The sequence below is a fragment of the Pseudarthrobacter sp. As-47 genome, assembly GCF_058215595.1.
The window spans coordinates 3,549,143-3,572,449 of sequence record NZ_CM177088.1; the positions used below are offsets into that span (position 1 = coordinate 3,549,143).

19 protein-coding genes are annotated in these 23,307 nt (G+C 66.7%); 7 read left to right on the top strand and 12 right to left on the bottom strand.

Going from position 1 to position 23,307, the window contains the following annotated elements; all coding sequences use genetic code 11:
• The first annotated feature begins 30 nt into the window (after positions 1-30).
• The 4 genes from AC4BCK_RS16490 to AC4BCK_RS16505 all read left to right on the top strand — a co-directional run bounded on the left by AC4BCK_RS16490 (position 31) and on the right by AC4BCK_RS16505 (position 4,056).
• Entirely contained in the window at positions 31-867 is an 837-nt protein-coding gene (locus tag AC4BCK_RS16490; RefSeq protein WP_490566207.1) for a phosphotransferase, read from the top strand.
• A 22-nt stretch (positions 868-889) separates the two neighbouring features.
• On the top strand, positions 890-1,954 hold the full coding sequence (locus tag AC4BCK_RS16495; protein WP_490566208.1) for a spore photoproduct lyase family protein: 1,065 nt from the start codon (positions 890-892) through the stop codon (positions 1,952-1,954).
• A 52-nt stretch (positions 1,955-2,006) separates the two neighbouring features.
• Positions 2,007-2,870 carry a hypothetical protein gene (locus tag AC4BCK_RS16500; RefSeq protein ID WP_490566209.1) on the top strand — a complete coding sequence of 288 codons (864 nt, stop codon included), beginning with the start codon at positions 2,007-2,009 and terminating at the stop codon, positions 2,868-2,870.
• 163 nt (positions 2,871-3,033) lie between these two features.
• On the top strand, positions 3,034-4,056 hold the full coding sequence (locus AC4BCK_RS16505) for a DUF808 domain-containing protein (protein WP_174181881.1): 1,023 nt from the start codon (positions 3,034-3,036) through the stop codon (positions 4,054-4,056).
• Positions 4,057-4,061: 5 nt separating this feature from the next.
• Here the strand turns inward: AC4BCK_RS16505 and AC4BCK_RS16510 are convergent, their stop codons facing one another.
• The 6 genes from AC4BCK_RS16510 to AC4BCK_RS16535 all read right to left on the bottom strand — a co-directional run bounded on the left by AC4BCK_RS16510 (position 4,062) and on the right by AC4BCK_RS16535 (position 9,662).
• Entirely contained in the window at positions 4,062-4,739 is a 678-nt protein-coding gene (locus tag AC4BCK_RS16510) for a DUF1961 family protein (protein ID WP_490566210.1), read from the bottom strand.
• Entirely contained in the window at positions 4,740-5,432 is a 693-nt protein-coding gene (locus tag AC4BCK_RS16515; RefSeq protein WP_490566211.1) for a rhamnogalacturonan acetylesterase, read from the bottom strand.
• 26 nt (positions 5,433-5,458) lie between these two features.
• Entirely contained in the window at positions 5,459-6,331 is an 873-nt protein-coding gene (locus AC4BCK_RS16520) for a carbohydrate ABC transporter permease (protein ID WP_174181887.1), read from the bottom strand.
• Positions 6,331-7,305, bottom strand: coding sequence for an ABC transporter permease (locus AC4BCK_RS16525; protein ID WP_174181889.1), 975 nt, complete (start codon positions 7,303-7,305; stop codon positions 6,331-6,333). Before AC4BCK_RS16525 ends, AC4BCK_RS16520 begins: the two co-directional genes overlap by 1 nt.
• A complete protein-coding gene (locus tag AC4BCK_RS16530) occupies positions 7,306-8,835 on the bottom strand; it encodes an extracellular solute-binding protein (RefSeq protein ID WP_490566212.1) in 1,530 nt (509 codons plus the stop codon).
• A gap of 143 nt (positions 8,836-8,978) precedes the next feature.
• Complete coding sequence (locus tag AC4BCK_RS16535) at positions 8,979-9,662, bottom strand: YesL family protein (RefSeq protein ID WP_174181893.1); 684 nt, start codon at positions 9,660-9,662, stop codon at positions 8,979-8,981.
• Between the two features lie 240 nt (positions 9,663-9,902).
• Between AC4BCK_RS16535 and AC4BCK_RS16540 the strand changes: the two genes are divergently transcribed.
• Positions 9,903-11,150, top strand: a complete 1,248-nt coding sequence (locus AC4BCK_RS16540) for a Gfo/Idh/MocA family protein (RefSeq protein WP_400641648.1) — start codon at positions 9,903-9,905, stop codon at positions 11,148-11,150.
• The gene (locus AC4BCK_RS16545; protein WP_490566213.1) at positions 11,105-14,500 is read left to right on the top strand and encodes a family 78 glycoside hydrolase catalytic domain; all 3,396 of its coding nucleotides are present in this window, start codon (positions 11,105-11,107) and stop codon (positions 14,498-14,500) included. Before AC4BCK_RS16540 ends, AC4BCK_RS16545 begins: the two co-directional genes overlap by 46 nt.
• 10 nt (positions 14,501-14,510) lie before the next feature.
• Here AC4BCK_RS16545 and AC4BCK_RS16550 read toward each other — a convergent pair whose 3' ends face one another.
• From AC4BCK_RS16550 to AC4BCK_RS16575, 6 genes are all read right to left on the bottom strand, one after another.
• A complete protein-coding gene (locus AC4BCK_RS16550; RefSeq protein ID WP_490566214.1) occupies positions 14,511-15,800 on the bottom strand; it encodes an ABC transporter substrate-binding protein in 1,290 nt (429 codons plus the stop codon).
• Between the two features lie 137 nt (positions 15,801-15,937).
• Entirely contained in the window at positions 15,938-17,206 is a 1,269-nt protein-coding gene (locus tag AC4BCK_RS16555; protein WP_251422791.1) for an MFS transporter, read from the bottom strand.
• Positions 17,207-17,210: 4 nt separating this feature from the next.
• Positions 17,211-17,840 (bottom strand): Poxvirus protein I5, encoded by a 630-nt coding sequence (locus AC4BCK_RS16560; RefSeq protein ID WP_174181901.1) that lies wholly within the window; start codon positions 17,838-17,840, stop codon positions 17,211-17,213.
• Between the two features lie 18 nt (positions 17,841-17,858).
• Positions 17,859-18,776 (bottom strand): carbohydrate ABC transporter permease, encoded by a 918-nt coding sequence (locus AC4BCK_RS16565; protein ID WP_174181903.1) that lies wholly within the window; start codon positions 18,774-18,776, stop codon positions 17,859-17,861.
• Positions 18,773-19,726 (bottom strand): carbohydrate ABC transporter permease, encoded by a 954-nt coding sequence (locus tag AC4BCK_RS16570; protein WP_174181905.1) that lies wholly within the window; start codon positions 19,724-19,726, stop codon positions 18,773-18,775. The genes AC4BCK_RS16565 and AC4BCK_RS16570 overlap by 4 nt, the downstream gene beginning before the upstream one ends.
• 47 nt (positions 19,727-19,773) lie before the next feature.
• On the bottom strand, positions 19,774-21,066 hold the full coding sequence (locus AC4BCK_RS16575; protein WP_174181907.1) for an ABC transporter substrate-binding protein: 1,293 nt from the start codon (positions 21,064-21,066) through the stop codon (positions 19,774-19,776).
• A 175-nt stretch (positions 21,067-21,241) separates the two neighbouring features.
• Here AC4BCK_RS16575 and AC4BCK_RS16580 point away from each other — a divergent pair, with 175 nt between their 5' ends.
• The gene (locus tag AC4BCK_RS16580; protein WP_490566215.1) at positions 21,242-23,257 is read left to right on the top strand and encodes a beta-galactosidase; all 2,016 of its coding nucleotides are present in this window, start codon (positions 21,242-21,244) and stop codon (positions 23,255-23,257) included.
• Positions 23,258-23,307: the final 50 nt, after the last annotated feature.

Below are 23,307 nucleotides of genomic sequence, written 5' to 3' on the forward strand. Positions count from 1 at the left end.
CGCCCGCACTGCTGCAGCGTAGCCTGATGGATGCCCGCTTCAGTTACCGATGAGCAGAACCGGCTGCTGAGGTCCTGGCTTGGCCCGTTCAGGGTGGTCAAGGACTACTCCTGGCCCCTGCAGGACACCTCCGTACTCCACGTGTCCACGCCCGACGGCGCGGGCTTCATCGTCAAGGCGAGCACCACCAGCCACCATATCCGGCGGGAGATCGCCGCCCTCGCCCCGGGATTGCCCGGCCCCCACGGCACAACCCCCGTGCTCAGGCAAGCCTCGGTAGAGGCGGGAATCCTGGTGACGGAATTCCTGCCCGGAACGCCGGTGGAGGGATCCGCTGCCGAGTACCACCCCGAAACGTACCGCCAGGCCGGAGCGCTCCTGGCACGGCTGCACTGCCCAGCCGGGACCTCGGCCGACTACACAAAGAAGATCGCCTACCAGACGCAGCTGCTCATCCGCTCGGCTGAAGGGCTGCTGGCCGCCGGCCTCCGCGCCCGGGCCGCGGAGGACCTGGCCGGCATCATAACGGCCCCCGTGGAACTGGTGGCCACCCACGGTGACTACCAGCCCAGGAACTGGCTGGTGGACGGGGAAACGATCAAAGTCATCGACTTCGGGCGGGCCGATGCCCGCCCCTGGGTCCACGACCTGGTCCGCCTTACCCACCAGCAGTTCCTTGGGCGGCCCGCCCTGGCGGAGGCCTTCTACAGCGGGCTGGGGAAGCAACCCACGGGCGCCGAAGCCGGCGTGTGGCATCTCGAAAACCTGAACCAGGCCCTGGGAACCGTGGTCTGGGCGCACAAGATCGGTGACGCCGCCTTTGAGCAGTCCGGAGTGGAGCGGCTGGAGCGGATACTGGCGGGCTAGGACCTCCTGCGAGGATGGAGCCATGGAATTCAACCGTCTGCTGCAGATCCGGCGCATCTATGCGCAACCCGCTGCACTGGAACTGCCACGGGGGAAGGAGATCGTCGGACGCTGGCCGGACGCCGACGTCGTGCTTGTTGACAGCCATTGGAACATCCCCGAGCTGCACGGTGAAGAAACCAACGTGCCGCGCTGGTCCCGGATCAAGACGGAGGCACTGGTCCTGGGCGTCAAGAAGGCACTGTCGGTCAAGCCGAACGGCCGGTCAGCGGACTTCATCGCACCCTCAACCGCCAATGGCTGCGCCATGGCCTGCGCCTACTGCTATGTGCCCCGCCACAAGGGGTACAGCAATCCCGTAACCGCGTTTGCCAACATCAGCCAGATTTCCGCGGCGCTGGAACGGCACGTGACGCGCCAGGGCATGAAGCTGGAGCCAAACCAGTGCGACCCGGAGCTCTGGGTCTACGACATCGGCGAGAACAGCGACTGCTCGGTCGATGCCCTGGTCAGCGACAACGTGGAGGACCTCGTCACGCTCTTCCGCGACCTGCCCACTGCGAAGCTGTCCTTTGCCACCAAGTTCGTCAACCCGGCGATGCTCGGCTGGGACCACGGCGGACACACCCGGATCCGGTTCTCCCTGATGCCCGCGGCCCTGGCGAAGTCCATCGATGTCAGGACCTCCCCCGTGGCTGACCGGATGGCCGCCATCAACGACTTCGTTGCCGCCGGCTACGAGGTGCATGTGAACTTCTCCCCCGTCATCATCACGGACACGTGGCTCAGCGATTGGGAGGAGCTGCTGCGCCAGCTGGACCGCACCCTCAGCTCCGCCGCAAAGGCCCAGCTCGCGGCGGAAGTCATCTTCCTGACCCACAACGAGCGGCTGCACGAGGTTAACCTCGGCTGGCATCCGCAGGCCGAGGACGTGCTGTGGCGCCCGGACCTCCAGGAGTCCAAGGTCTCCTCCAACGGCTTCACCAACGTCCGCTACCGCGCGGGGACCAAGGCGCGCTACGTGAACCAGCTGACGGCGCTGATTGAAAGGATCGCACCATACTGCCGGGTCCGCTACGCGTTCTAAGGCTGCGCGGGGCACACCGGACAGCGGGGCCCCGCGCTAGACTGATCCCATCATGACCGGCGCCCGTCCCCGTCTCCTTGCCTGGCTCGTTGCCCTGGCGACCTGCCTCGGGGCCTGCGCGCCCGCCGTCGGTATCAACGAGGCGCCCGCCGGGCAAGCGGTCCCGGCTTCCCCCGCCCAGCAGGCCCCTGCCTCCCCCGCACCGCCCTCCGCAACCGGCATTGCCCTCGAACCCCAGGGCACCACAGCTCCAGTTCCCACCGCTGCATCCATTCCCGCCCCGCCGCCGGCCCCCGCACCACCCCCGGTCCCCCAGCCCTACGCCCTCAACCTCTACCAGGAGGGTGACTTCGTGCCGCAGTACACCTTTGACTGGTGCGTTGCGGCGAGCATCCAGATGGCGCACAACCTCATAGACGACACCGGAGGCGGCACCTGGGCGGATTCCACCCAGCAGGGCGAACTGTGGGAGATGGCACGGGCACGGTCGTCCAACTCGTACAACGGCGCCAACCCGTTCGGGTGGGCGCAGGTACTGACGGAAGTGGGCGTGGGGCCGTACACAGTGGTCAGCATCGCCGACTACGGCGCTGCCCTCCAGACGGCGGCACGCGCCATCGCTGACACGGGCAGGCCGGTGGGGCTGGTCATGTGGAGCGGCCGGCATGCGTGGGTGATGAGCGGTTTCGAGTCGATCGGCGATCCCGCCCGGTTCCCGGAGTTCTCCGTGACCGGCGTCCGCGTCCAGGATCCGCTCTACCCGCACGGCAGCGGGCAGTGGGGCCCATCGCCCGAACCCAACAGCCTCCTCACCCCCGAGCAGCTGGCCACGCAGTTCGTGCTCCGCGAGCCGCGGCGCTGGAGCAGCGAACTGCCGGCGGGCTACCTGCTGGTGCTCCCGGTCGCCGGGGCCTGACCGGCCAGGGCTGGGGACTGGCCCTCGAAGGAACACCGGCCGCGCGCGGCGGACAGGGCGGGTACGGCTGCCCGCCACCGTATAATCGCAGCATGCCGATCACGCGCCTGTTCCCAGGCAGCCACGCCCAGCCGTCCGAACGCAAGTACCGCGGGAGCGGTCTGTGAGCGGCGGCCTGGTCGCCCTGCTGGACGACGTCGCAGCCCTGGCCCGCATCGCGGCCGCCTCGGTGGACGACGTCGCAGCCGGAGCCGCAAAGGCCGGGGCCAAAGCCGCCGGTGTGGTCATCGACGACGCCGCTGTCACCCCGCAGTACGTCTCCGGAGCGGACCCGTCCCGCGAACTGCCGATGATCAAGCGGATCTTCTGGGGCTCGCTCCGGAACAAGCTGCTGATCATCCTGCCGGCGCTGCTGCTCATCAGCGCCTTCCTCCCGTGGGCCATCCCCTTCATCCTCATGCTGGGCGGCACGTACCTGTGCTTCGAGGGCGCCGAGAAGGTCTGGCACAAAATCCGGCGGGACCACTCGGACGAAAAAGCGCCTGCGGTCGAGCGGGGTCCTGAGGCGGAGGCGAAGGTGGTCAAGGGCGCCATCACCACCGACTTCATCCTGTCCTGCGAGATCATGGTCATCTCCATGAACGAGGTGGCCGCCGAATCCATCTGGGCCCGGGCCGCCATCCTGGTGGTCGTGGCCCTTGCCATCACGGTGCTTGTGTACGGTGCGGTGGCACTGATCGTGAAGATGGACGACATTGGCCTGCACCTTGCCGCCAAGGATTCTGCGGGCTCGCAGCGTTTCGGCGAGCTGCTCGTCAAGGGGATGCCCGCCGTGCTGGCGGCCATCACCCTGATCGGGACCGTCGCCATGCTGTGGGTAGGCGGGCACATCATGCTGCAGGGCGCCTACGACCTCGGCTGGCACCTGCCGTATGACCTGGTCCATGCCCTCGAAGCCCCGGTCGCCGGAATCGCAGGTATTGGCGGCCTCCTCGCCTGGCTCGTGAACACCCTCTGCTCAGCCGTCCTGGGACTCGCCTGGGGCCTCGCCGTGATGGCTGTCCTGCACCCGCTGCTGAAGGCCCTGCCGTTCGGCAAGGAGAAGGGCCAGCACGAGGAAGGTGACGTCCGCGCCGAACTCGCCGGCTACCGGCCGACGAAGCACAAAGCGGATCCCGCTCCCTAGCCGGGCTAAAGCTCCTCCACCACCAGGTTCCGGTACGCCGCCCGGAGCGGGGCCATCTGCCGGAAGCCCAGGTATCCGCCGCCCAGCACGGCAGCGGCAGGGGATGGATCGTGCCATTCAAAAAGCGGCAGACCGTTGATGGCGAAAGCCACCCGCGGCCCGTCCTTCACAAGCTCCATCCGGTAGAAGTCCACCGCCTCCCCGGCCGGCGGCAGCGGATCGGCCCCCTGCGCCACCAGGTCAAACCCGGCGCTCTTGCGCAGGTTGCAGGTCCGGAAAGCCCGCTCGGACTCATATTTGTGCCGGAAATAGGAGACGTGCAGGGCATCGATGTCCCCGGAATGGTACTGCGGGTAGTACCCCGTCCGCGGTGCCAGCGCACGGGAAAACAGGTCATGCCCGCCGTGCCCCCGGGCGGCGAAGAACAGCATGGCAAGGCCTGGTTCCTCGAGCGGCAGGAATTCCCAGGTGATCCGGATGGCGTCCGGGAACTGCACCGGGCACCAGAACGTCCAGTGCGCATGGTCCCCGAATTCCGCGTCGTCCAGCGAACCTGACAGTTCCAGGGCGCCCTGGTGGGTCCCCAGGTTCAGCGGCCCTTCCGCCACCCAGTCCCCCACGTCCGCCGGAGACGCGAGGGCGTTGCTGTACAGCACCCTCGCCGCCGGGCCGCGCGTGCCCACCTAGCCGCGTCCCGCCGTCGTACGCACCAGGACGCCGGGCACCAGGTCCAGCTCCTGGAGCCGGGCGGCAACGTGCCCCGCCACCAGCGCAGCTCCCTGCCGGGAAAAGTGGGTGTTATCCGCCAGGCCGTCCGGCCAGTAGGCATGGGACCCCGGCTCGAAGTGGCAGAAGAGCGGCTCCGATTCCTCCCGCCCCAACTTCAGGTAGAGCCCGCGGGTCCACGCGTTCAGGTCAAGAACCGGCAGTCCCAGTTCCAGGCCGATCTCCCGCACCACCTCCGGATAATCCTCCAGGCTCTGTTCCAGGACAGCAGCGTCCGACGACGGGCCGTCCAGGAAGTGCCGGCGCTCCACCGGGGTGCAGAGTACGGGCAGCGCCCCCAGGTTCTGCACCTCCCCCGCCATGGTCCGCAGGTTGGCGGCGTAACCCGTCCTCGCCGCGAGGTGCTGCTTCTTCTGGTCGTTGTGGCCGAACTGGATCAGGACCAGGCCCCCGTCCCCTGCCTCCGCCAGCAGGCGCCCCCACAGCCCTTCCTCGCGGAAGGACTCCGTGCTGGCCCCGCCCTTGGCGAAGTTGTACACGGCCCCGAAGGTGTAGACGTGGGGCGCAAGCTGCGCTCCCCAGCCGCTCATGGGGTACTCGTGCGTGGGGCAGTTGGCCACCGTGGAATCTCCGGCGAGCAGGATTTTCATGCTGTGCTTTCTCTCGTGGTGCAGGCTCAGCCCTTGACGGAGCCGATGAGCATGCCTTTGGCGAAGTGCTTCTGCAGGAACGGGTAGAAGATGAGGATGGGCAGGGTGGCCACCACAATCACCGCGAACTTGATGCCCTGCTCGGGCGGGATGTAGTTCGGGTCCACGTTGCCGGTGCCGAGCAGGTCCGATGACGCCGTGACCTGGCGCAGGTACATCTGCAGGGTCCACTTGGAGTTGTCGGAGAGGTAGAGCAGGGGTGACATGAAGTCGTTCCAGATGCCCACGGCGTAGAACAGGGCGAAGGTGGCCAGGACGGGCTTGGACAGGGGCAACAGGATCCGCCACAGGATGCCGATCTCCGTGGCGCCGTCCATCTTGGCCGATTCCTCGAGCTCCGCGGGGAGCTCCTGGAAGAAGTTCTTGATGATGATCAGGCTGAACGGGTTGATGGCCGCCGGCAGGATCAGGGCCCAGTAGGAGTTCAGCAGGCCCAGGTCCTTGACCAGCAGGAAGGTGGGGATCATGCCGCCGGAGAACACCATGGCGAACACCACCAGGGACAGGATGACCTGCCGTCCGCGGAGCGTCTTCTTGGCCAGCGGGTAGGCCATGGTCACGGTGAAGGCGAGCTGGACCAGGGTTCCGACGGCGGTGACCAGGATGGTGGTCACCAGCGCCCTGGTGAATGCCGGGGTGGAGAAGATGTATTCGTAGGAGCCCAGGGTGAACTGTTCGGGCCAGACGAAGAACGCCCGCCGGGTGATTTCTGCCTCGTTGGCGAAGGACCCTGCGATCACGTAGATGAACGGCAGCAGGGTGATGATGCCGATCAGGGACAGGAAGACGTAGTTCGCGGCGTCGAAGATCCGCCCGCCGGTGGTGTTGTGAATCTTCATTAGAACAGTCCGCTCTGGTTGAAGCGTTTGGCCAGGGCGTTGGTGCCGAAGATCAGCACGATGCCCACCAGCGATTTGAAGAGCCCCACCGCGGTGGAGTAGCTGTAGGCGCCCTGGGTGATGCCCACGAAGTACACGTAGGTGTCGAATACGTCGGCCACGGACCTGTTCAGGGCGTTGGTCATCAGGTAGATCTGTTCGAACCCGGTGTTGAGCATCTGGCCGATGGCAAGGATCAGCATGACGATGATGGTGGAGCGGATGCCGGGCAGGGTGATGTGCCAGACCCTGCGGAACCGGCCGGCGCCGTCGATGATGGCGGCCTCGTACTGGTCCTGGTCCACGGTGGCCAGCGCGGCGAGGAAGATGATGGTGCCCCAGCCGGTGTTCTTCCAGATCTCCTGCAGCACGATCAGCGGCCGGAACCAGTTCGGATCGGACAGGAAGTCGATGTTGGTGCCCATCACGTTGTTCAGGAACAAGAACAGCGGGCCGAAGTCCAGGGCGAACAGCAGGAAGCTCAGCGACGCCACGATGGTCCAGGACAGGAAGTGCGGAATGTAGACGAGCGTCTGGACCGTGCGTTTGAGGATGGAAAGGCGGACCTCGTTCAGCAGCAGCGCCAGGACGATGGTCAGCGGAAAGGCGATGCCCAGGTTCAGGAACGCCAGGATCAGCGTGTTCCCAAGCAGCCGCGGGAAGTCCGGGTTGGAGAAGAAGTCCTGGAAGTGCTGGGTGCCCACCCACGGGCTGCCGTTCACGCCCAGGAAGGGGACATAGTCCTTGAACGCGATGGACACCCCGTACATGGGGGCATAGCGGAACACCGCGAAGTACACCACCCCCGGCACCAGCAGCAGGTAGAGCCACTTGTAGTGCGCGAAATGGACGGCGAAGCTGCCCCGCTTCCGGGGAGCAGGCGGTGTGTTGAGCGCCTGCTCCCCGGACTGGGTGTCAATGACAGGTGCTGCCATTTACTTGTTGTCCTGCCAGAGCTGGTTGATCTCTTCCTTGACCTTGTCCCCGCCGCTGGTGTTCCACAGCGTGATGGCGTCCTTGAGGCCCTGCTCATCGATCTGGCCGGCAAGGTACTTGATCCGTGCATCGGCCACGATGTTGTCCAGCTGCGCACCCTTGGAGACGTAGGTGGCGGAGACGTACGGGGCGGCCGGGTTGTAGACGGCGCTCTTGAGGTCCTCTGCCATCACTTCCGTGCGCTTGTCGAAGACCTGCTGCTCGTACTCCGTCGGCTGCTTCACCGGGTAGAAGGTGTTTCCGGCAACGTTCATGCCGAGCTGAGCGTAGCTCTTGATATCGGTGGAGACGGCTTTCGATTCCTCGGTTTCAGGCTTGATGGTGGCGGCCTTGCCGTCCTCGAGGGTGAAGTTCACGCCCTCGATGCCGTTGTTGAGCAGGATGGCCACGTCCTTGCCGTTCATGGTGTTCAAAACCTCCAGCACCTTCGCCAGCTCGGCCTCGGTGCGGACGCTGGCCTTCGGCACGGCGAGGAAGCCGGAGTAGCCGTCGGTGGGGTGGGCGTGGAGTTCGCCGTCGGGGCCTTCGAGGTTGCCCACGAAGCCCACCTTGTTCTCGTAGTTGTTGGGATCTGCCTGCTTGAACAGGTTGACCAGGACGCTGACGCGGGAGTCGACGTCCACAATGATGCCGCCCTTGCCGTTGAAGAACGGCTCGTTCCACTTGGTGCCGTCAAAGGTGGCGAAGTCCGGGTTGATGAGCTTTTCGTCCACCATCTTCTTGACGAACCGGTTGGCCTCGAGGAACTCCTCCGTTTCGAAGCTGGGGATCAGTTTCCCGTCCTTCTCGGTCCAGCGGTTTCCGGCGCCGTACCATTCCTCGATGAGGTCGTAGGGGCTGTTGGTGCCGAGTGCGCCCCACTTGGGGATGGTGATGCCCCAGGTGTCGTCCTGGCCGTTGCCGTCGGGGTCCTGCTCGGTGAAGGCCTTGGCCACCTTGTACAGGTCCTCGGTGGTCTTCGGCGCCTCGAGGCCCAGCTTGTCCAGCCAGTCCTGGCGGAACATGACGGCGGCGCGCATCGGGGCGCGGCCGCGGAAGACGCCGTATACCTTGCCGTTGATGCTGGCGTTCTGCTGGATGTCCGGGAAAGTGGTCTTGAGGTTCGGGTAGTCATCGAGTTTGTCCGTCAGGTCCCAGAAGGCACCGGCTTCCGCGTTCTTGACGAAGCCTGGGGTCTTGCCCTGGATCACCATGATGTGCGGGATCTCGGAGGAGGCAAGCGTGATGTTGGTCTTGTCCTCGTAGGACGCGTTGGGGGTCCACGTGATGTTGATGTCCTTGCCGGTGAGCTCTTCAAGCTTCTTCTGGACGGCACCGTCGGCACTGGGCGGCTGGGCCTCAAGGAACGGCGCCATGATGGACACCGTGCTGAGGTCCGCGGCCGGGGCTTCGCCGCCGCTGCAGGCAGTGAGGGAGATGGCCGTGGCCGTTACCACCGCGGCCGCCAGGGAGAGTTTTCTGCGCATCATGGTTGTCCTTTTCCACTTCTTTGGGGTTTCGATCGGTCAAGTTGTTGAGGGTTCCTGTTGATACGTTTCAAGCAATGGGGAAGCATTCAGGGGGAAGACCGACGGCGCCTCCCGGGCCCGGGTGCCGGGCAGCCTCCCGGCTGTCAGGCCACGGAGGCTGACGGGAGGGAGCCGTTCCCCGCGGGGATCTCCGGGCCGGCCGCCGGAGTCCCGGCCACGGATTCATCGTTGGCGGTGAAGAACCGGTCGCACAGCCAGCCGGTCACATACAGCCAGGCCCCGATGCTGAAGAACGGGACCAGCCCCGGGACGGTGGTGCTGGCATAGAACGCGGCAGCGGAAATGAACAGCAGGATGACAGTTCCGGCGAGATGCCGGAACGCGAAGCGGGAAGACGTCAGCAGGTACTGCCCCAGCGGGAGCTCGTACCTCGCATACAGCGGGAAAAGGTAACAGGCTGCGCCGGCCAGGAAGATGGCCGCCACAAAAATGCCGGCCGCCACCAGCTGTGGAAACAGGCCCTCCGAGGCCGAGAAGTAGTTCCAGTTCATGGACAGCGCAACTGCCGCCGCCATCACCGGGAGGGCGAGTACGTTGGCCCGGCCGAAGTTCCGGAAGTAATTGGCGCCGAAGCTGCGGAGCAGCGGAGCCGCATCACCCTGTGCGCGCTTCCGCACGGCGATCTGGGCGGCTGCGGTGGCAGGGCCTGCGCCGAGGACGCCCAGGCCCAGCAGCGTGAAGAGGATCCACAGCAGGTTCAGGCAGGCGATCCACAGGAGGGTGTCAAAGAATGAGTAGGCCCGGGCACTGAACGATCCAGACAGCACGGCGCAGCTCCCTTCAGTTCTCCATCGTTGCAGAGGCGAAGGCGGAAGTGTCCGCATCACGCCGGTAATCGGTTTCTCGAAAATCTAGACGCACACCGGCAGTAAGGTCAAGTGAAATTTTGAATCGTTACATAGCTGGACTCCGCAGAGTGCCATGACGCACACTGAGGGGTGGAAAGCGCTTGCTGGCTGGCGCGTGCGCCCACGCAACTGTGCCCTGCAGGGCGGAAATGGAGAATCATGGCAACGCCAACCGGCACCCACAGCCCGGGCGCGCCCGCCGGGGCAGCAGCAACGGCTGGCCGCGGCGCTGCCGCCGGAACGTCAGGCCCCAAGGCCGCCCGCGTGGCTTTGGTCGGCGTGCACGGCTTCGGCACCCACCACCTCCGCAACCTTCAACGCCTCCAGGCGGCAGGCGCCGTCGAACTCGTTGCCGTGGCTGATCCGCAGCCGCCGGCAGCAGGCTCCGTTCCGGCCTCGGCCCGGGTGTACCCGGGACTCGACGAACTGCTGTCCGCCACCACCTCCCTGGACCTGGTCATCGTGGCAACCCCCATCCAGACCCACGCCCCGCTGGCGCTCGCTGCCTTGCGCACCGACGCGGACCTGTACCTGGAGAAGCCCCCGGTGGCGTCCCTGGCCGATTTCAACCGGCTCTGTGACGCCGCAGCGGCGTCAGGCAGGAGCGTGCAGATCGGCTTCCAGAGCCTCGGCTCCCAGGCCCTGCAGGAAATCGAAAACCTGGTGGCAGCCGGCACCCTCGGCACGCTCCAGGGCATTTCCGCCACGGGCCGCTGGGTCCGGGACCGGGCCTACTACAAGCGCTCCCGGTGGGCCGGGAAGCGCAGCATCAACGGTGTGGACGTGGTGGATGGTGTGGCCACCAATCCGCTGGCCCATGCCGTGGCAACAGCACTGAGGATTGCCAGGGCCAGGACCACGGCCGACGTCGCCTCCGTGGAAACCGAACTTTACCGCGCCAACGACATTGAGTCGGATGACACCTCGGTGATCCGCATCCGGACAGCCTCAGGCCTGCCCATCACCTGCGCCCTGACCATCTGCGCTTCCGAATCCGTGGAACCCTACGTCACGCTGCAGGGCTCCGCGGGAACCGCCGTGTTCCACTACACGGAGGACCGCCTCACCGTCACCACGGCGTCGGGCACCACCGAGGAGACGTACGGACGCGAGGACCTCACCGGGAACCTGCTGTCCCACCGCAATTCCGGATCCCCGCTGATCAGCCCCCTCCCGGACAGCGGCGCCTTCATGCTGGTCCTGGAAGCGGTCCGGACCGCTCCGCTGCCTGCTGTCATCGGTGAGGCCCACGTCAGGTGGGAGGGCGACGGGGACGCAGCGCACGCCGTCGTCATTGATATTGAGGCTGCCCTGGAACGCGCGGGCCGCGAGCACGCTACCTTCAGCGAACTGGGCCTGCCGTGGGCAACATCCGCCCCCTGCACCTTCAGCGTGCCGGCTTCCTGATGCGCCCGCAGCCTGCCACGACCCCGGAACTTGCCACGGCCATACCCAAAGCGCGGGGCCAGCTGCACGCCGTCAACCTGCTGACGGAGGGCCTCGCCGAGTGCCTGACCGCATCACTCCGGCCCGCGTTCAGCTGGCAGCTGGCCCAGCCGGACGGCTCCGATCCGGCGCGGGCCCTGCAGACCGGCTACGAGGTCACAGTGGAGGACGCGCAGGGGCTCAAGTTCTGGAGCTCCGGTCCGGTGCCCTCCCCCGCACAGCGCGGGGTCACCTATGACGGGCCTGCGCTCGACGGCGACACGGACTACGCGTGGCGGGTGCGGGTCCGCGACGCCGCAGGAATGCCCGGGGAATGGTCTACTCCGAAGATGTTCAGCACAGGCCTCCCGGACGATTCCTGGCAGGCCGACTGGATCCGACGCGCCCCCGGCGGCCGCGCCCCGCTGGAAATCCTCAACAACGCCCTCCGCGTGGCCGGCTCACCCCACCTGCCGGTTCCCTGCCCGCCTGCCCGCACCATCCGCCTCGAAGCCCGCGTCCGCCCGGTCATGGGCTGGGCCGGACTCATCCTTCGCAGCAACGGCCCCGGCACCGGCCTGCTGCTGGAACTCAACACGGCCGGGGAGGTGGTCATCCGCCACGCCCCGGTGTGGGAAATTCCAGCCCCGGCCGTCCCCGAAACCGCGGAGCTGGCCAGGGCCCGGGCGGACCGGGACCTGGATGTCCGCCAGGCGCGGCTGCCCGGCAAGGACCTGGTGCGCGGCTCCTGGCAGGACCTGCTGGTCACCGACGACGGCACCACCATCACCGTCTCCCTGGACGGCGTGGAACTGCTTGACGTGCACCAGCCCGCGGCTCCCGGGTCCGCCGGGAGGCCGGCCCTGCACCAGGGCCCCCGCAGCCAGGCCGAGTATGCATCGCTGCGTATCAGCAGTGCCGGCGCCGTCCTGCTGGACCACCGCTTCGACGCCAGCGGGGACCACGCCCGCGCCTGCCTGGCGCAGTGGGCCGCCTCCACGGCGCACCGCCAGCCGGACGAATGGACAATATTCCGCAGCACCCTGCAGCTCACGGGCCCGGTGCGCCGGGCGCGGCTGTTCATGGCGGCCCAGCACCACGCGCAAATCTCCCTGGCCGGTGTCCCCTGCCTGGCAACAACCTCTTTCGGCTATCCGGGCGAAGGCTACTACGACGCCGCGGACGTGACCGGACTGCTTGCGGCCCAGCCTCCGGGCGCAGCTGTACCCCTGACGGCAGTGCTGCACTGGTACGGCCCGGGCCAGGGGCGTGCCGCCGGCCTCCCCGGCCTGTTGGTGCGCATCAGCGTGCAGTACACGGACGGCCGCCGCGAGGCCTTCTGTTCCGGGCCGGAGTGGTCAGCCGGCGAGGCGCCGTACCGGCAGTCCGGGTACCGCAATGACGAGGGCGACCCCGTGGAACACCTGGACGGGCAGGCCGCACGGGCCCTGGCCGCCGCGCCGTCCTCCCCGTCTCCATCTTTCCCGGACCTGCCGCCCGCCATCAGCTGCGGCCGCCACCCGTCAGCGGAGTCCCCCGGGCTGCACCCGCGCCGGACCTTCCTGGCCGGCGGGTTTGTTGCTCCCAAGGCTTTCCTGACGGCCGACGACGGCACCATGGTGGCGGACTTTGGCCAGGTTCTTCCCGGGTGCCCGGAGGTGGACTTCCTGGACGGAGTTCCCGGCCGCACCGTGATGATCCGGGCCGGCTACGCCCTCCGGCCCGACGGACGGGTGGACGCGGGAAAGACCGCAAGCCAGAACACGGACATGTCCTTTCCGTACACCCAGGCGGCCGGGCCCCAGCAGTTCAGCGCCACGGTGCACCTGGGTTTCCGCTACCTTGAGCTTCCCGGCGTGGAGGCCGCCGAGGTGTCCCGGGTCGGTGCCGTGCTGGCGCACGGCAGCCATCCGGCGGAGGGCAGTTTCAACAGCTCGGACCCCGTGCTGGACCGCGTTTTCGGGCTGCTGCGCGACTCGGCCCTCTACGGCGTCCAGGAACAGTTCGTGGACACGCCCACCCGGGAGAAGGGCCAGTTCCTGGCGGATGCGGTGAACATTTCGTATGCCACCATGGCCCTCTTCGGGGAGCACTCCTACACGGCGCAGGCGTTGCGGGAGTTCGCCTGGTCCGCCGTCCGCTACTGGTCCGAGGGGCAGGACCGCGGCCGCTACAACGCCGTATACCCCAACGGCGACGGCAAGCGCGACATTCCTGATTTTTCCCTCATGGTCCCGGAGTGGGCCGAGGAGTACCACCTGCGCACCGGGGACCTTGCCCTGGTCCGGGAACTGCTGCCGCACCTGCGCAACACCGCCGACTACGCGTTGCGGTACGTTCCGGAAGAAGGGCCGACGGCGGGACTGGTCACCCGGCTGGGCGGCGGCTCCGGCCCCTACCTGCACGGCATCGTGGACTGGCCCGAACCCGGGCGGTTCGGTTACGACATGGAGTGCGCCGCGAAGACCACCGTCAACGCGCAGGCCTACTCTGCGCTGGTGTCCACGTCCCGGCTCTGCAGCGTGGCAGGCGATCATGATGCCGCCGTCCGCTACGCCTCCTCGGCCCGCCGGCTGGCCGACGCAATCCGTACCCGCCTGCGCGTGGACGGGGTGATGGTGGACGGACTGCACGCCGACGGCACCCCCAGCCCGCACGCCTCCCAGCATGCCGCGTCCTTCCCGCTCTCCCTGGGCATCACCGCTCCGGAGTTCGCCGCCGCCGATGCGCTGAGGATCGCCTCGATGGGGATGAAGCAGGGGCCGCTGACAGTCCACCGGCTGGTCCGCGCCCTGCTCTCCCAGGGCATGACGGACGCGGTGCTGGATCTCCTGACGGACAAGGACCAGCCCGGCTGGGCCAACCTGCTGGAGCGCGGCGCCACCTTCACCTGGGAAGCCTGGGACCTGGTGGAAGGAACGGACTACAGCCAGTCCCACGCCTGGTCCGCGTCAGTGGTCAAGGAGATCCTGGACCACCTGCTCGGCGTCCGGTTCAGCTCCCCCGGAGGCTCGGAGCTGATGATCGAGCCTCCACTGTGCCGGCTAAACCACGCCAGCGGCACGGTGCCCGTGAACAACGGCTATGTGGAAGCGGGCTGGACCCGGGACGGCGGACAGATGCGGCTGGAATGCACGGTCCCTGCCGGGACGGCGGCCGTAGTCCGGCTGCCAGCCGGCAAGTACACGGTCACGTCCGGGGATACGCACCCGACGGCGGAGGCCGCCGTCGTTCCTTCCGCTGCGGAGGCCGCCAGGACACAGCCGGCCGAGCACGCGACGCGGGATTTCAGGGTGCACGCCGGGACGTGGAGCTTCACGCCCCGGGCGTAGCCACCACTGGTCAGAGGAGGGCGCTCTTTGCCTCGTCCATGGCCTTCTTTGCCGCGTCCTGCGGTGACAGGCGGCTGAAGTGGACCTCCAGCGAGTAGCGGCCCAGGACCTCCACCACGGCGGCCGAACCGGCGGGCGGAACCGGCACGGCCTCGCCCAGTTCGTCCGAGATCTCGTCGATGAACGCTGCCGTCTTCGCGTCCGCAGGGCTCAACTTGGCGGCTATGGCCTCGCGGATTTCCGAGTTGGCCGGGATGCCGCGGTCCGCCAGGCCGATCTCGCCGGCTGCGGGGTTGTTGGTGACGAAGTCGATGAACTTCTGTGCTTCCACCGGGTGCTTTGTCCGGGAGCTGGCGGACCAGAACATGGACGACTTGTAGAACTGCCGGGCTTCGGATGCCTTGCCCTCCAGGCTCGGCGGGCGCCGGATTTCCAAGTCCTGCCCGGAGGCTTTGCTGAGGGCGCCCAACTGGTTGGACCAGTACATGTTCATGGCAAACCTGTTGGTGGACAAGCCCTGCTGGTCAATGGAGGCGCTGGCGTCCTCGGTGATCACCGACGCCGGGGGCACTGCCTTGGAGTCGCGCATCTTCGCCTGGTACCCGTACCACTCGGCCAGGGCCGCCTCATCGAATCCCAGCTCCCCGTCCGGGGTGAACAGCGACTTCCCCTGCTGCCGGAACCACAGGTTGGCCGCGGCATCACTGTTCACCTGGCCCGTCCCGTACACGCCGTCCGGGCTGGCTGCCGTGATGGCCGCGGCGGTGTCATTCAGGTCCTCCCAGGTCCACGCCTCATCGTCCGGGAGGGTCACTCCGCTGGCAGAAACCAGCGACGGGTTGGCCAGTACGACCATGGCGTTGACACCACTGGTCACGGCATACTGCTTGCCGTCCACCTTGCCGGAGTCCGCCACGGGCTGGTCGAACTTCGACAGGTCCACATCCTTGAGCTCGAGCAGCGCGCCGCGCTCGGAGTATTCACCCAGGTAGGCCGCGTCCATCTGGATGATGTCCGGGGCGTCCTGTGAGGCCACCTGGGTGGCCAGCTTGTCCCAGTAGCCGGACCAGTCGCCATATTCCCCTTCGACGTCGATGTTGGGATTCTCCGCCTCGAAGGCTTCAATCAGCTTCTCCGTCATCTTGTGCCGGGTGTCCGAGCCCCACCAGCTGAAGCGCAGGGTCACCGGCCCCTCTGACTCGGCTTGGGGAGAGCTGCCGCAGCCGGTCAGGACCAAGGAGAGGGCTGCCGCCGCGGCGGCAGCTTTGGGCAGCAGGGATTTCTGGGCGCGAAACATCATCGTTTGTCCTTTGGCGCGGGTTGCTGGAACCTCGAAGAAACCGGTTTCCCACAGCCTAGGTGTGAGCTGGCGCACGCGTCAAGGCTTCTAAAGGAGCCACTGCCGGGAGACGGCAATGACTCTCTACCGGCCGGCAGTCAGGCCTGCCTGGCACCCGCCCTGCGCCCGTGGAGCCACAGCAACAGACCAATGACAAGGGCGGACAGCATGCCCAGCCCGCCGGTGGCCACCAGTCCGGTCCGCACGCCGAACTGCTCCGTGAGCCAGCCCGCAAGGAGGCCTCCCAGTGCGTGCCCGCCCAGCAGGAGGGGAAGGTAGAGGGCCATGACGCGGCCGCGGATTTCCGGGCCGGCTTCGAGCTGGACGGCGGTGGCCGCGCTGGTGAGGAAGAGGAGGGTCATAAGCCCCACCACCACCAGCATCACGATAAACAAGGTAAGGGTGGGCATCAGGGCCGCCACCATCTGGGACAGGCCGAACAGCCCCGCAGCCGCCACGATGCCTCTCCGCCCCAAACGCCGCAGCCGGGCGGCCAGCAGCGCACCGGCCAGGGCCCCGATGGCGCTGACGGTGTTGAACAGGCCGAAGCCTTCAACGCCGTTGTGCCACACCCGTTCGGCGAAGGCGGCCAGCACCACCGGACCGTTCATGCCGAACATTCCCAGGAGCCCGGCCAGGGCGATGACCAACAGCAGGGACGGCCGTTCCCGGACGTACCGGAACCCGGCCAGGAGCTGCCCGCGGCCGCGCGCCGCCCGGGTGCCGGGATGCAGCTCGGCGGGGCGGATGGCGGCGATGAGGCAGAGCACCAGCAGGCACAGCACGGAGTTCGCCGCAAACGCAGCAGCCGATCCTGCCTGGGCGATCACCACACCGCCCACGGCGGGACCCGCCATGGCGCCCAGCTGGCCGATGGCGTTGTTGAGGCCGATGGCCGGCCGGAGGTTGGCGTCGCCCACCACCTCGTTGACAAAAACCTGGCTGGCCGGCTGGTTGATGGCCGACGTGACGCCCAGTGCCACACAGCTGGCATAAACGGCCCAGACGGTGATGGTTCCACTTGCCGCCCACGCAGCGAGGCCAAGGGCCAGGACGGCGATAACGGCCTGGCACCACAGCATGATCCGGCGCTTGGGAAACATGTCCACCAGCAGGCCGCTCAGGGGTCCCACCACCAGCATCGGGAGGAACTGCAGGGCAACGGCCACCCCCACCGCGGCGGGGCTGCCGGTCAGCTGCAGCACGAGCCAGTCCTGGGCGAGCCGTTGCATCCACACGCCCACGCTGCCGGTGAACACCAGGGCCAGGAAGAGGCGGTAGTTGCGTTGCGTCAGCGGCTGGTACCAGGCCGGCTGGTGTGTGCGGGCGCGTCGGGACTGCCGGGCACGCTGGCGGTTGAAAGGCACTGCTTCAGGCGCGGGTGGAGCGCAGTTTGACGGCGGCGGCCGCCAGGATCAGGGTGCCGGGAACCACCACGAAGAGGGCGGCCAGCATCCAGACGAACACCACGGCCCCGAAGAGCGCGGCAGCGAGCAGGAGGGACCCGCTCCAGTCCTTGAGGGACAGCGCCTGGCCGGCCTCGAGCGCTGAGCGCCAGGAGGTGCGGGAATCTGTGTGGGCGCCGGCGGCATCGGACCACGCGGCAGCGGTGCGCAGGAGCAGGATTGCCCCGGCGGCCGCGAGGATCAGGGTGGCCGGCAGCACCACTTCCCGGCCCGGGAGCTGCCCCACCCAAGCGAGCAAAAGGTTGAGGACAATCACGACGGCGGCTGCCGCCGTCGTGATTCCCAGCTTCCAGCTGCCTGGCAAGGCAGCCTTGAACGTGCCCCAGAGGCCGCGGACGGAATCGTCCCGGCCCGAGAGGTGGCGCTCCAGATGGGCGATCCCCGCCGCATAAGCGGCGGGGATCGTCACCAGCGGAAGGGACAGCACCAGCACCAGCACCCCTGCCAGCAGGGTCTCGGAGAACAGCGCGAAGCGGTTGACCGGGACGGGTTCGTGGTGGTTGGGGGCGGGTGTGGTGCTGTCCATGACGCTCATTTTCTGTCTCGTTTTCCGTCAGCCCTTGAGGCCCTGGGTGGAGACGCCTTCAACAATGTACCGCTGGAACACCAGGAAGAAGATCAGCACCGGCAGCAGGGCCAGGACGGACATGGCGATCATGGCGCCGTAGTCCGAGGACTGGGTCTGGTCCACGAAGAGGCGCAGGGCCAGCGGCAGGGGGTACTTGTCCGGGGTGTTGAGGTAGAGCAGCGGGCCCAGGAAGTCGTTCCAGCTCCAGATGAAGGAGAAGATGGACGTCGAAATCAGGGCCGGCTTCATCAGCGGGAGCATGATGGAGGTGAAGATCCGGACGTGGCCTGCGCCGTCGATGCGTGCTGCTTCGTCCAGTTCGGCCGGGAGGTTGCGCATGAACTGGACCATGAGGAACACGAAGAACGCGTCGGCGGCGAGGAACTTGCCGATCAGCAGCGGCACGTAGGTGTCCACCAGGCCCAGCTGCTGGAACACGATGTACTGCGGGATGATCACCACGTGGAAGGGCAGGAGCAGGGTGGCGATCATCATGCCGAAGAAGATGCTGCGGCCGGGGAACTTGATCCTGGCGAACGCGTACGCCGACACGGACGCCGAGAGGATGGTTCCCACCACGGCACCGATGGCCAGGATGAGTGAGTTGGTGAAGAACTGCAGGGTGGATACCCCGCCGATGCCGTCCATGGCCGTGACGAAGTTGTCGAAGCTGAAGTTGTTGGACCACAGCGAGGTGTTGGAGCCGCCAATTTCGGCGTTGGGCTTGAAGGCCGAGGCGATCATCCACAGGCCCGGGTACAGGACCACCGCCGTGAGGGCGAGGGCCACCAGGTGGAAGACGGTGCTCTTGGCGCGCTTGGTCCCGGCCGACTCGGACTTGGGATTGTAATGCGCCAGTTCTGCGTCCGGCAGGGTCTGGGTGGGGGTTGCCGTGCTTGTCATTTTGCATCACCGCTGTAGTGGACCCAGGACTTGGACGTGCGGAAGAAGATCAGGGTGATGATGCCGACGACGATCACCAGGAGCCAGGCCATGGCCGAGGCGTAGCCCATCCGGAAGTCGCTGAAGCCCCGCAGGTACAGGTAGAGGGTGTAGAAAAGGGTGGATCCGGCAGGGCCGCCTTCACCGTTGGAGATGATGTACGCCGAAGCGAAGATCTGGAACGCGTGGATGGTTTCCATGAGCAGGTTGAAGAAGATCACCGGGGAGAGCATGGGCCAGGTGATGTTGAAGAACTTCCGCACCGGGCCGGCGCCGTCCATGGACGCCGCTTCGTAGAGGTCCGCCGGGATCTGTTTCAGGCCGGCGAGGAAGATCACCATCGGGGCGCCGAACTGCCATACGGTCAGCAGGATGAACATCGGCATGGTCATGGCCGGGTTGCCTACCCAGCCGCCCAGGTTGATCCCGAAGAAGGAGAGGCCCTGGTCCACCGGGCCGGCATCGCCGAACATGGCTTTCCAGACGATCGCGATGGAGACTGATGCGCCGATCAGGGACGGGGCGTAGAACGCGGAGCGGTAGAAGCCCTGGCCGCGCCGCTTGCTGTTCAGCAGCATGGCCACTGCCAGTGCCGCGGCAAGCTTAAGAGGGGTGCCGAAGACCACGTAGGAGACCGTCACGCCCACCGACTGCAGGAACCGTTCGTCCTGGAAGAGGGTGGTGTAGTTGTCCAGGCCGATCCACTTGGGCGGCTCGAACAGGTTGTAGTTGGTGAAGGAGAGGTAGAGCGAGGAAATCATGGGCCCAACAGTGAGGGCGATGAATCCCAGCAGCCAGGGCAGCAGGAAGGTGTAGCCGGCGCGGGCGTCCGCCCCGCGCTGCCGCGACTTGCGCGGCAGCGGGGAAGCGGACGACGACGAGCGCCTGCTCAGTGTTGGGCTTTGGGTCACGAGTTCATTCCGTCAGTCATGAAGGCTTTGGCAGGCAAGGTGCCTGGTCAGGCGTTCTGCTTGATGAGGTCTTCGGCTTCCTTGAACCACGCGTCGGCGGCGCCGTCGATGGTGAGCTTGCCGTAGTTGAGGTCCGAGGCAACGCGCTTGAAGGAGGCCTCGAGCGTGCCGAAACCGACGATCGGCGGCTCCGGAGCGTCCTTGAGGTACTGCTCGATGGACTTCTCGTAATCCACCACGAGCTTGTCCGTACCTTCGAAGGTGGTCCCGTCGCGCTGGGTCTTGGAGGCCGGAACACCGCGGGAGGTCTTGAAGATCTGGCCCACCTCGGGGTCGTTGACCATGAAGTCGATGAAGCGGGCAGCAGCATCCTTGAACTTGGTCTTGGCGCTGGCCACCATCAGCATGGACGGCTTCAGGAACAGGCCCAGGTTGTCCGGGTCGTCCGAGGGGACCGGTGCAAGCTTGAGTTCCTTCGCGCCGCTGTCCGCCAGGTAGCCGGCCATGAAGTTGTCCCAGGTGACTTCGGTGGCGGTGACGTTGGAGCCGAACGGGGACTTGGGCGCGAGCTGGGTGACACGCTCTTCGGAGACGATGGCCGGGGTGCCGCGCAGGGCGGCGGTCTGGTTCCACCACTTCTTCAGGTCGTCCTTGGTGAAGCCCAGCTTGCCGTCCTCGGTGAAGGCTTCGATGTTGTTCTGCCGGAGCCAGATGTTGAACATCCACCAGACGCCGGTGTAGTCCGTGCTGCCGAAGATCTCGCCGTTGCTCTTGGCACCCACCTCGGCCAGGAACTCATTGAATTCCTTGTAGGTCCAGGAGCCGTCCGGTTCGGCGATGCCCAGGGAAGCGAGCTTGGCGGGGTCGTAGTACACAGCGAACGCGTTGGTGCTGGTGGGGATGCCGTAGGTCTTGCCGCGGATCTGGCCGGAGGGCAGGAGGGACTTCTCGAAGGCGTCCGTGTTGATGTTCACGGTGCCCAGGTCCAGGAGCTGGTTGCGCTGGCCGTAGTCACGCAGGTAGGAGAGGTCCCACTGCATGACGTCGGGCAGGCCGCCGCCGGCGGCCTCGGTGGCGCGCTTCTGCCAGTAGCCGGCAAAGTCCGTGAAGTTGCCGTTGACCTTGATGTCCGGATTCTTCTCCTCGAACAGGGCGATCGCCTTGCGGGTGCGCTCGGCGCGGTCATCGTTGCCCCACCAGGTGTAGTTGATGGTGACCGGGTTCTCCGCGGAGCCCGTCTCTCCAGCGCTGGTGCCGGATCCCGTTCCACACGCGGCCAAAGCTGCGGCAGATGCGGTGCCGACGGCCACGGTGGTGAGGAAATGCCTTCTGTTGATCATGGGAGCCTCCTTGCTCAGTGTGTGCAATCCCCGACCTCAACTACAACCAAAGTAGTGAGCTGGCTTACACGGCTTCTGAAACGATACAATATCCCTATTCCCGCAAATGGGCAAGCGTTTTCCAAGCGGCTGGTTTCCGCCGCGTGATCATCCACACCGCAGACAAAGGAGTCCCATGACCCACCAGGCGAACCCCGGCGCGGCCAGCGTTTGGAACAACATCGAGGGCATTGCTTTCGGTGGCGACTACAACCCGGAGCAGTGGCCGGTCAGCGTCAGGCTGGAGGACCTGGAGCTGATGCAGGAGGCCGGAGTGAACTTCCTCAGCGTCGGCATCTTCTCGTGGGCCCTGCTTGAGCCGGCTGAGGGCCAGTACGACTTCGGCTGGCTCGACGACGTGCTGGACAACCTGCACGGCATCGGCGTCAAGGTCGCGCTGGCCACCGCCACCGCTGCTCCCCCGGCATGGCTGGTGCGGAGGCATCCGGAAATCTTGCCGGTCACGGCTGACGGCACCACGCTGGGACCGGGGTCACGGCGGCACTACACGCCGTCGTCGTCCGTGTACCGGAAGTACGCGGCCGGTATCACGCGCGTGCTGGCGGAACGGTACAAGGACCACCCCGCCCTGGCGCTGTGGCACGTGGACAACGAGCTGGGCTGCCACGTTTCGGAGTTCTACGGCGAGGAAGATGCTGCCGCGTTCCGCCTGTGGCTCAAGCGGCGGTACGGGACCATCGATGCACTCAACGCCGCCTGGGGAACAGCGTTCTGGTCGCAGCACTACGGCTCCTTTGAGGAGATCCTTCCTCCCGGTGCTGCACCGTCCACGCTTAACCCCGGCCAGCAGCTGGACTTCCAGCGCTTCAACTCCTGGGCGCTGATGGACTACTACCGCAGCCTGGTTGCCGTCCTCCGGGAAGTCACCCCCGCAGTCCCCTGCACCACCAACCTGATGGCTTCCAGCGCCACCAAATCCATGGACTACTTCGGCTGGGCCAAGGACCTGGATGTCATCGCCAACGACCACTACCTGGTGGCGGAAGATCCCGAACGGCACATCGAACTCGCGTTCAGCGCGGACCTCACGCGTGGCATTGCGGGAGGTGACCCGTGGATCCTGATGGAGCATTCGACGTCGGCCGTTAACTGGCAGCCGCGCAACCAGCCCAAGATGCCCGGCGAAATGCTGCGGAACTCGCTGGCGCATGTGGCTCGCGGCGCGGACGCGGTGATGTTCTTCCAGTGGCGGCAGAGCTTTGCGGGCTCGGAGAAGTTCCACTCGGCCATGGTTCCCCACGGCGGCCGGGACACCCGGGTGTGGCGCGAGGTGGTGGACCTGGGCGCTGCACTCCAGCTGCTGGCACCGGTCCGCGGTTCGCGGGTCGAGTCCCGCGCGGCCATCGTGTTCGACTACGAGGCCTGGTGGGCCAGCGAAATCGATTCCAAGCCGAGCATTGACGTGCGGTACCTGGACCTACTGCGGGCCTTCCACCGGTCACTGTACCTGCGGGGCGTTTCAGTGGACATGGTGCACCCGTCGGCGTCGCTGGACGGCTACGGCTTGGTCCTCGTCTGCACGCTGTATTCGGTGACGGATGAGGCTGCCGCCAACATTGCCGCTGCCGCTGCCGGCGGGGCGACCGTCCTTGTCAGCTACTTCAGCGGGATTACTGATGAGAGGGACCACGTGCGGCTGGGCGGCTACCCGGGGGCATTCCGGGAACTCCTGGGCGTACGCGTTGAGGAATTCCATCCGCTGCTGGCCGGATCGCAGCTGAAGCTGAGCGACGGCACAGTGTCCTCCATCTGGAGCGAGCACGTGCACCTTGACGGCGCGGAGGCACTCCAGACGTTCACCGTGTACCCCCTGGAGGGCGTTCCCTCCCTGACCCGGCGGGCAGTGGGAACCGGCGCCGCGTGGTACCTGGCCACGTTCCCCGACCGTGACGGGATCGAGTCCCTGGTGGACCGGCTGCTGGCGGAATCGGGGGTCTCCCCCGTCGCCGAGGCCGACGCGGGAGTCGAGCTGGCCCGCCGGCGCTCGGCCGACGGCGGCAGCTTCCTGTTCGCCATCAACCACACCCGGGCAGCGGCCACAGTGCGGGCATCCGGCACGGACGTGCTCTCCGGCGAGCGGTTCACCGGCACCGTGGAAGCAGGCAGCGTTGCGGTGATCGCGGAGGACTGAGTCGGCTACTCGGTAGGTCGCCAGGCATGGGTAAGCCCCGAAGGCCACAG

Bases quoted from the DNA above. Each gene is read 5' to 3' on its own strand.
- AC4BCK_RS16580 (WP_490566215.1), top strand. From the start codon at position 21,242: ATGACCCACCAGGCGAACCCCGGCGCGGCCAGCGTTTGGAACAACATC.
- AC4BCK_RS16525 (WP_174181889.1), bottom strand. From the start codon at position 7,305: ATGGCAGCACCTGTCATTGACACCCAGTCCGGGGAGCAGGCGCTCAAC.
- AC4BCK_RS16550 (WP_490566214.1), bottom strand. From the start codon at position 15,800: ATGATGTTTCGCGCCCAGAAATCCCTGCTGCCCAAAGCTGCCGCCGCG.
- AC4BCK_RS16520 (WP_174181887.1), bottom strand. From the start codon at position 6,331: ATGAAGATTCACAACACCACCGGCGGGCGGATCTTCGACGCCGCGAAC.
- AC4BCK_RS16565 (WP_174181903.1), bottom strand. From the start codon at position 18,776: ATGACAAGCACGGCAACCCCCACCCAGACCCTGCCGGACGCAGAACTG.
- AC4BCK_RS16500 (WP_490566209.1), top strand. From the start codon at position 2,007: ATGACCGGCGCCCGTCCCCGTCTCCTTGCCTGGCTCGTTGCCCTGGCG.
- AC4BCK_RS16560 (WP_174181901.1), bottom strand. From the start codon at position 17,840: ATGAGCGTCATGGACAGCACCACACCCGCCCCCAACCACCACGAACCC.
- AC4BCK_RS16530 (WP_490566212.1), bottom strand. From the start codon at position 8,835: ATGATGCGCAGAAAACTCTCCCTGGCGGCCGCGGTGGTAACGGCCACG.
- AC4BCK_RS16490 (WP_490566207.1), top strand. From the start codon at position 31: ATGCCCGCTTCAGTTACCGATGAGCAGAACCGGCTGCTGAGGTCCTGG.
- AC4BCK_RS16515 (WP_490566211.1), bottom strand. From the start codon at position 5,432: ATGAAAATCCTGCTCGCCGGAGATTCCACGGTGGCCAACTGCCCCACG.
- AC4BCK_RS16540 (WP_400641648.1), top strand. From the start codon at position 9,903: ATGGCAACGCCAACCGGCACCCACAGCCCGGGCGCGCCCGCCGGGGCA.
- AC4BCK_RS16495 (WP_490566208.1), top strand. From the start codon at position 890: ATGGAATTCAACCGTCTGCTGCAGATCCGGCGCATCTATGCGCAACCC.
- AC4BCK_RS16575 (WP_174181907.1), bottom strand. From the start codon at position 21,066: ATGATCAACAGAAGGCATTTCCTCACCACCGTGGCCGTCGGCACCGCA.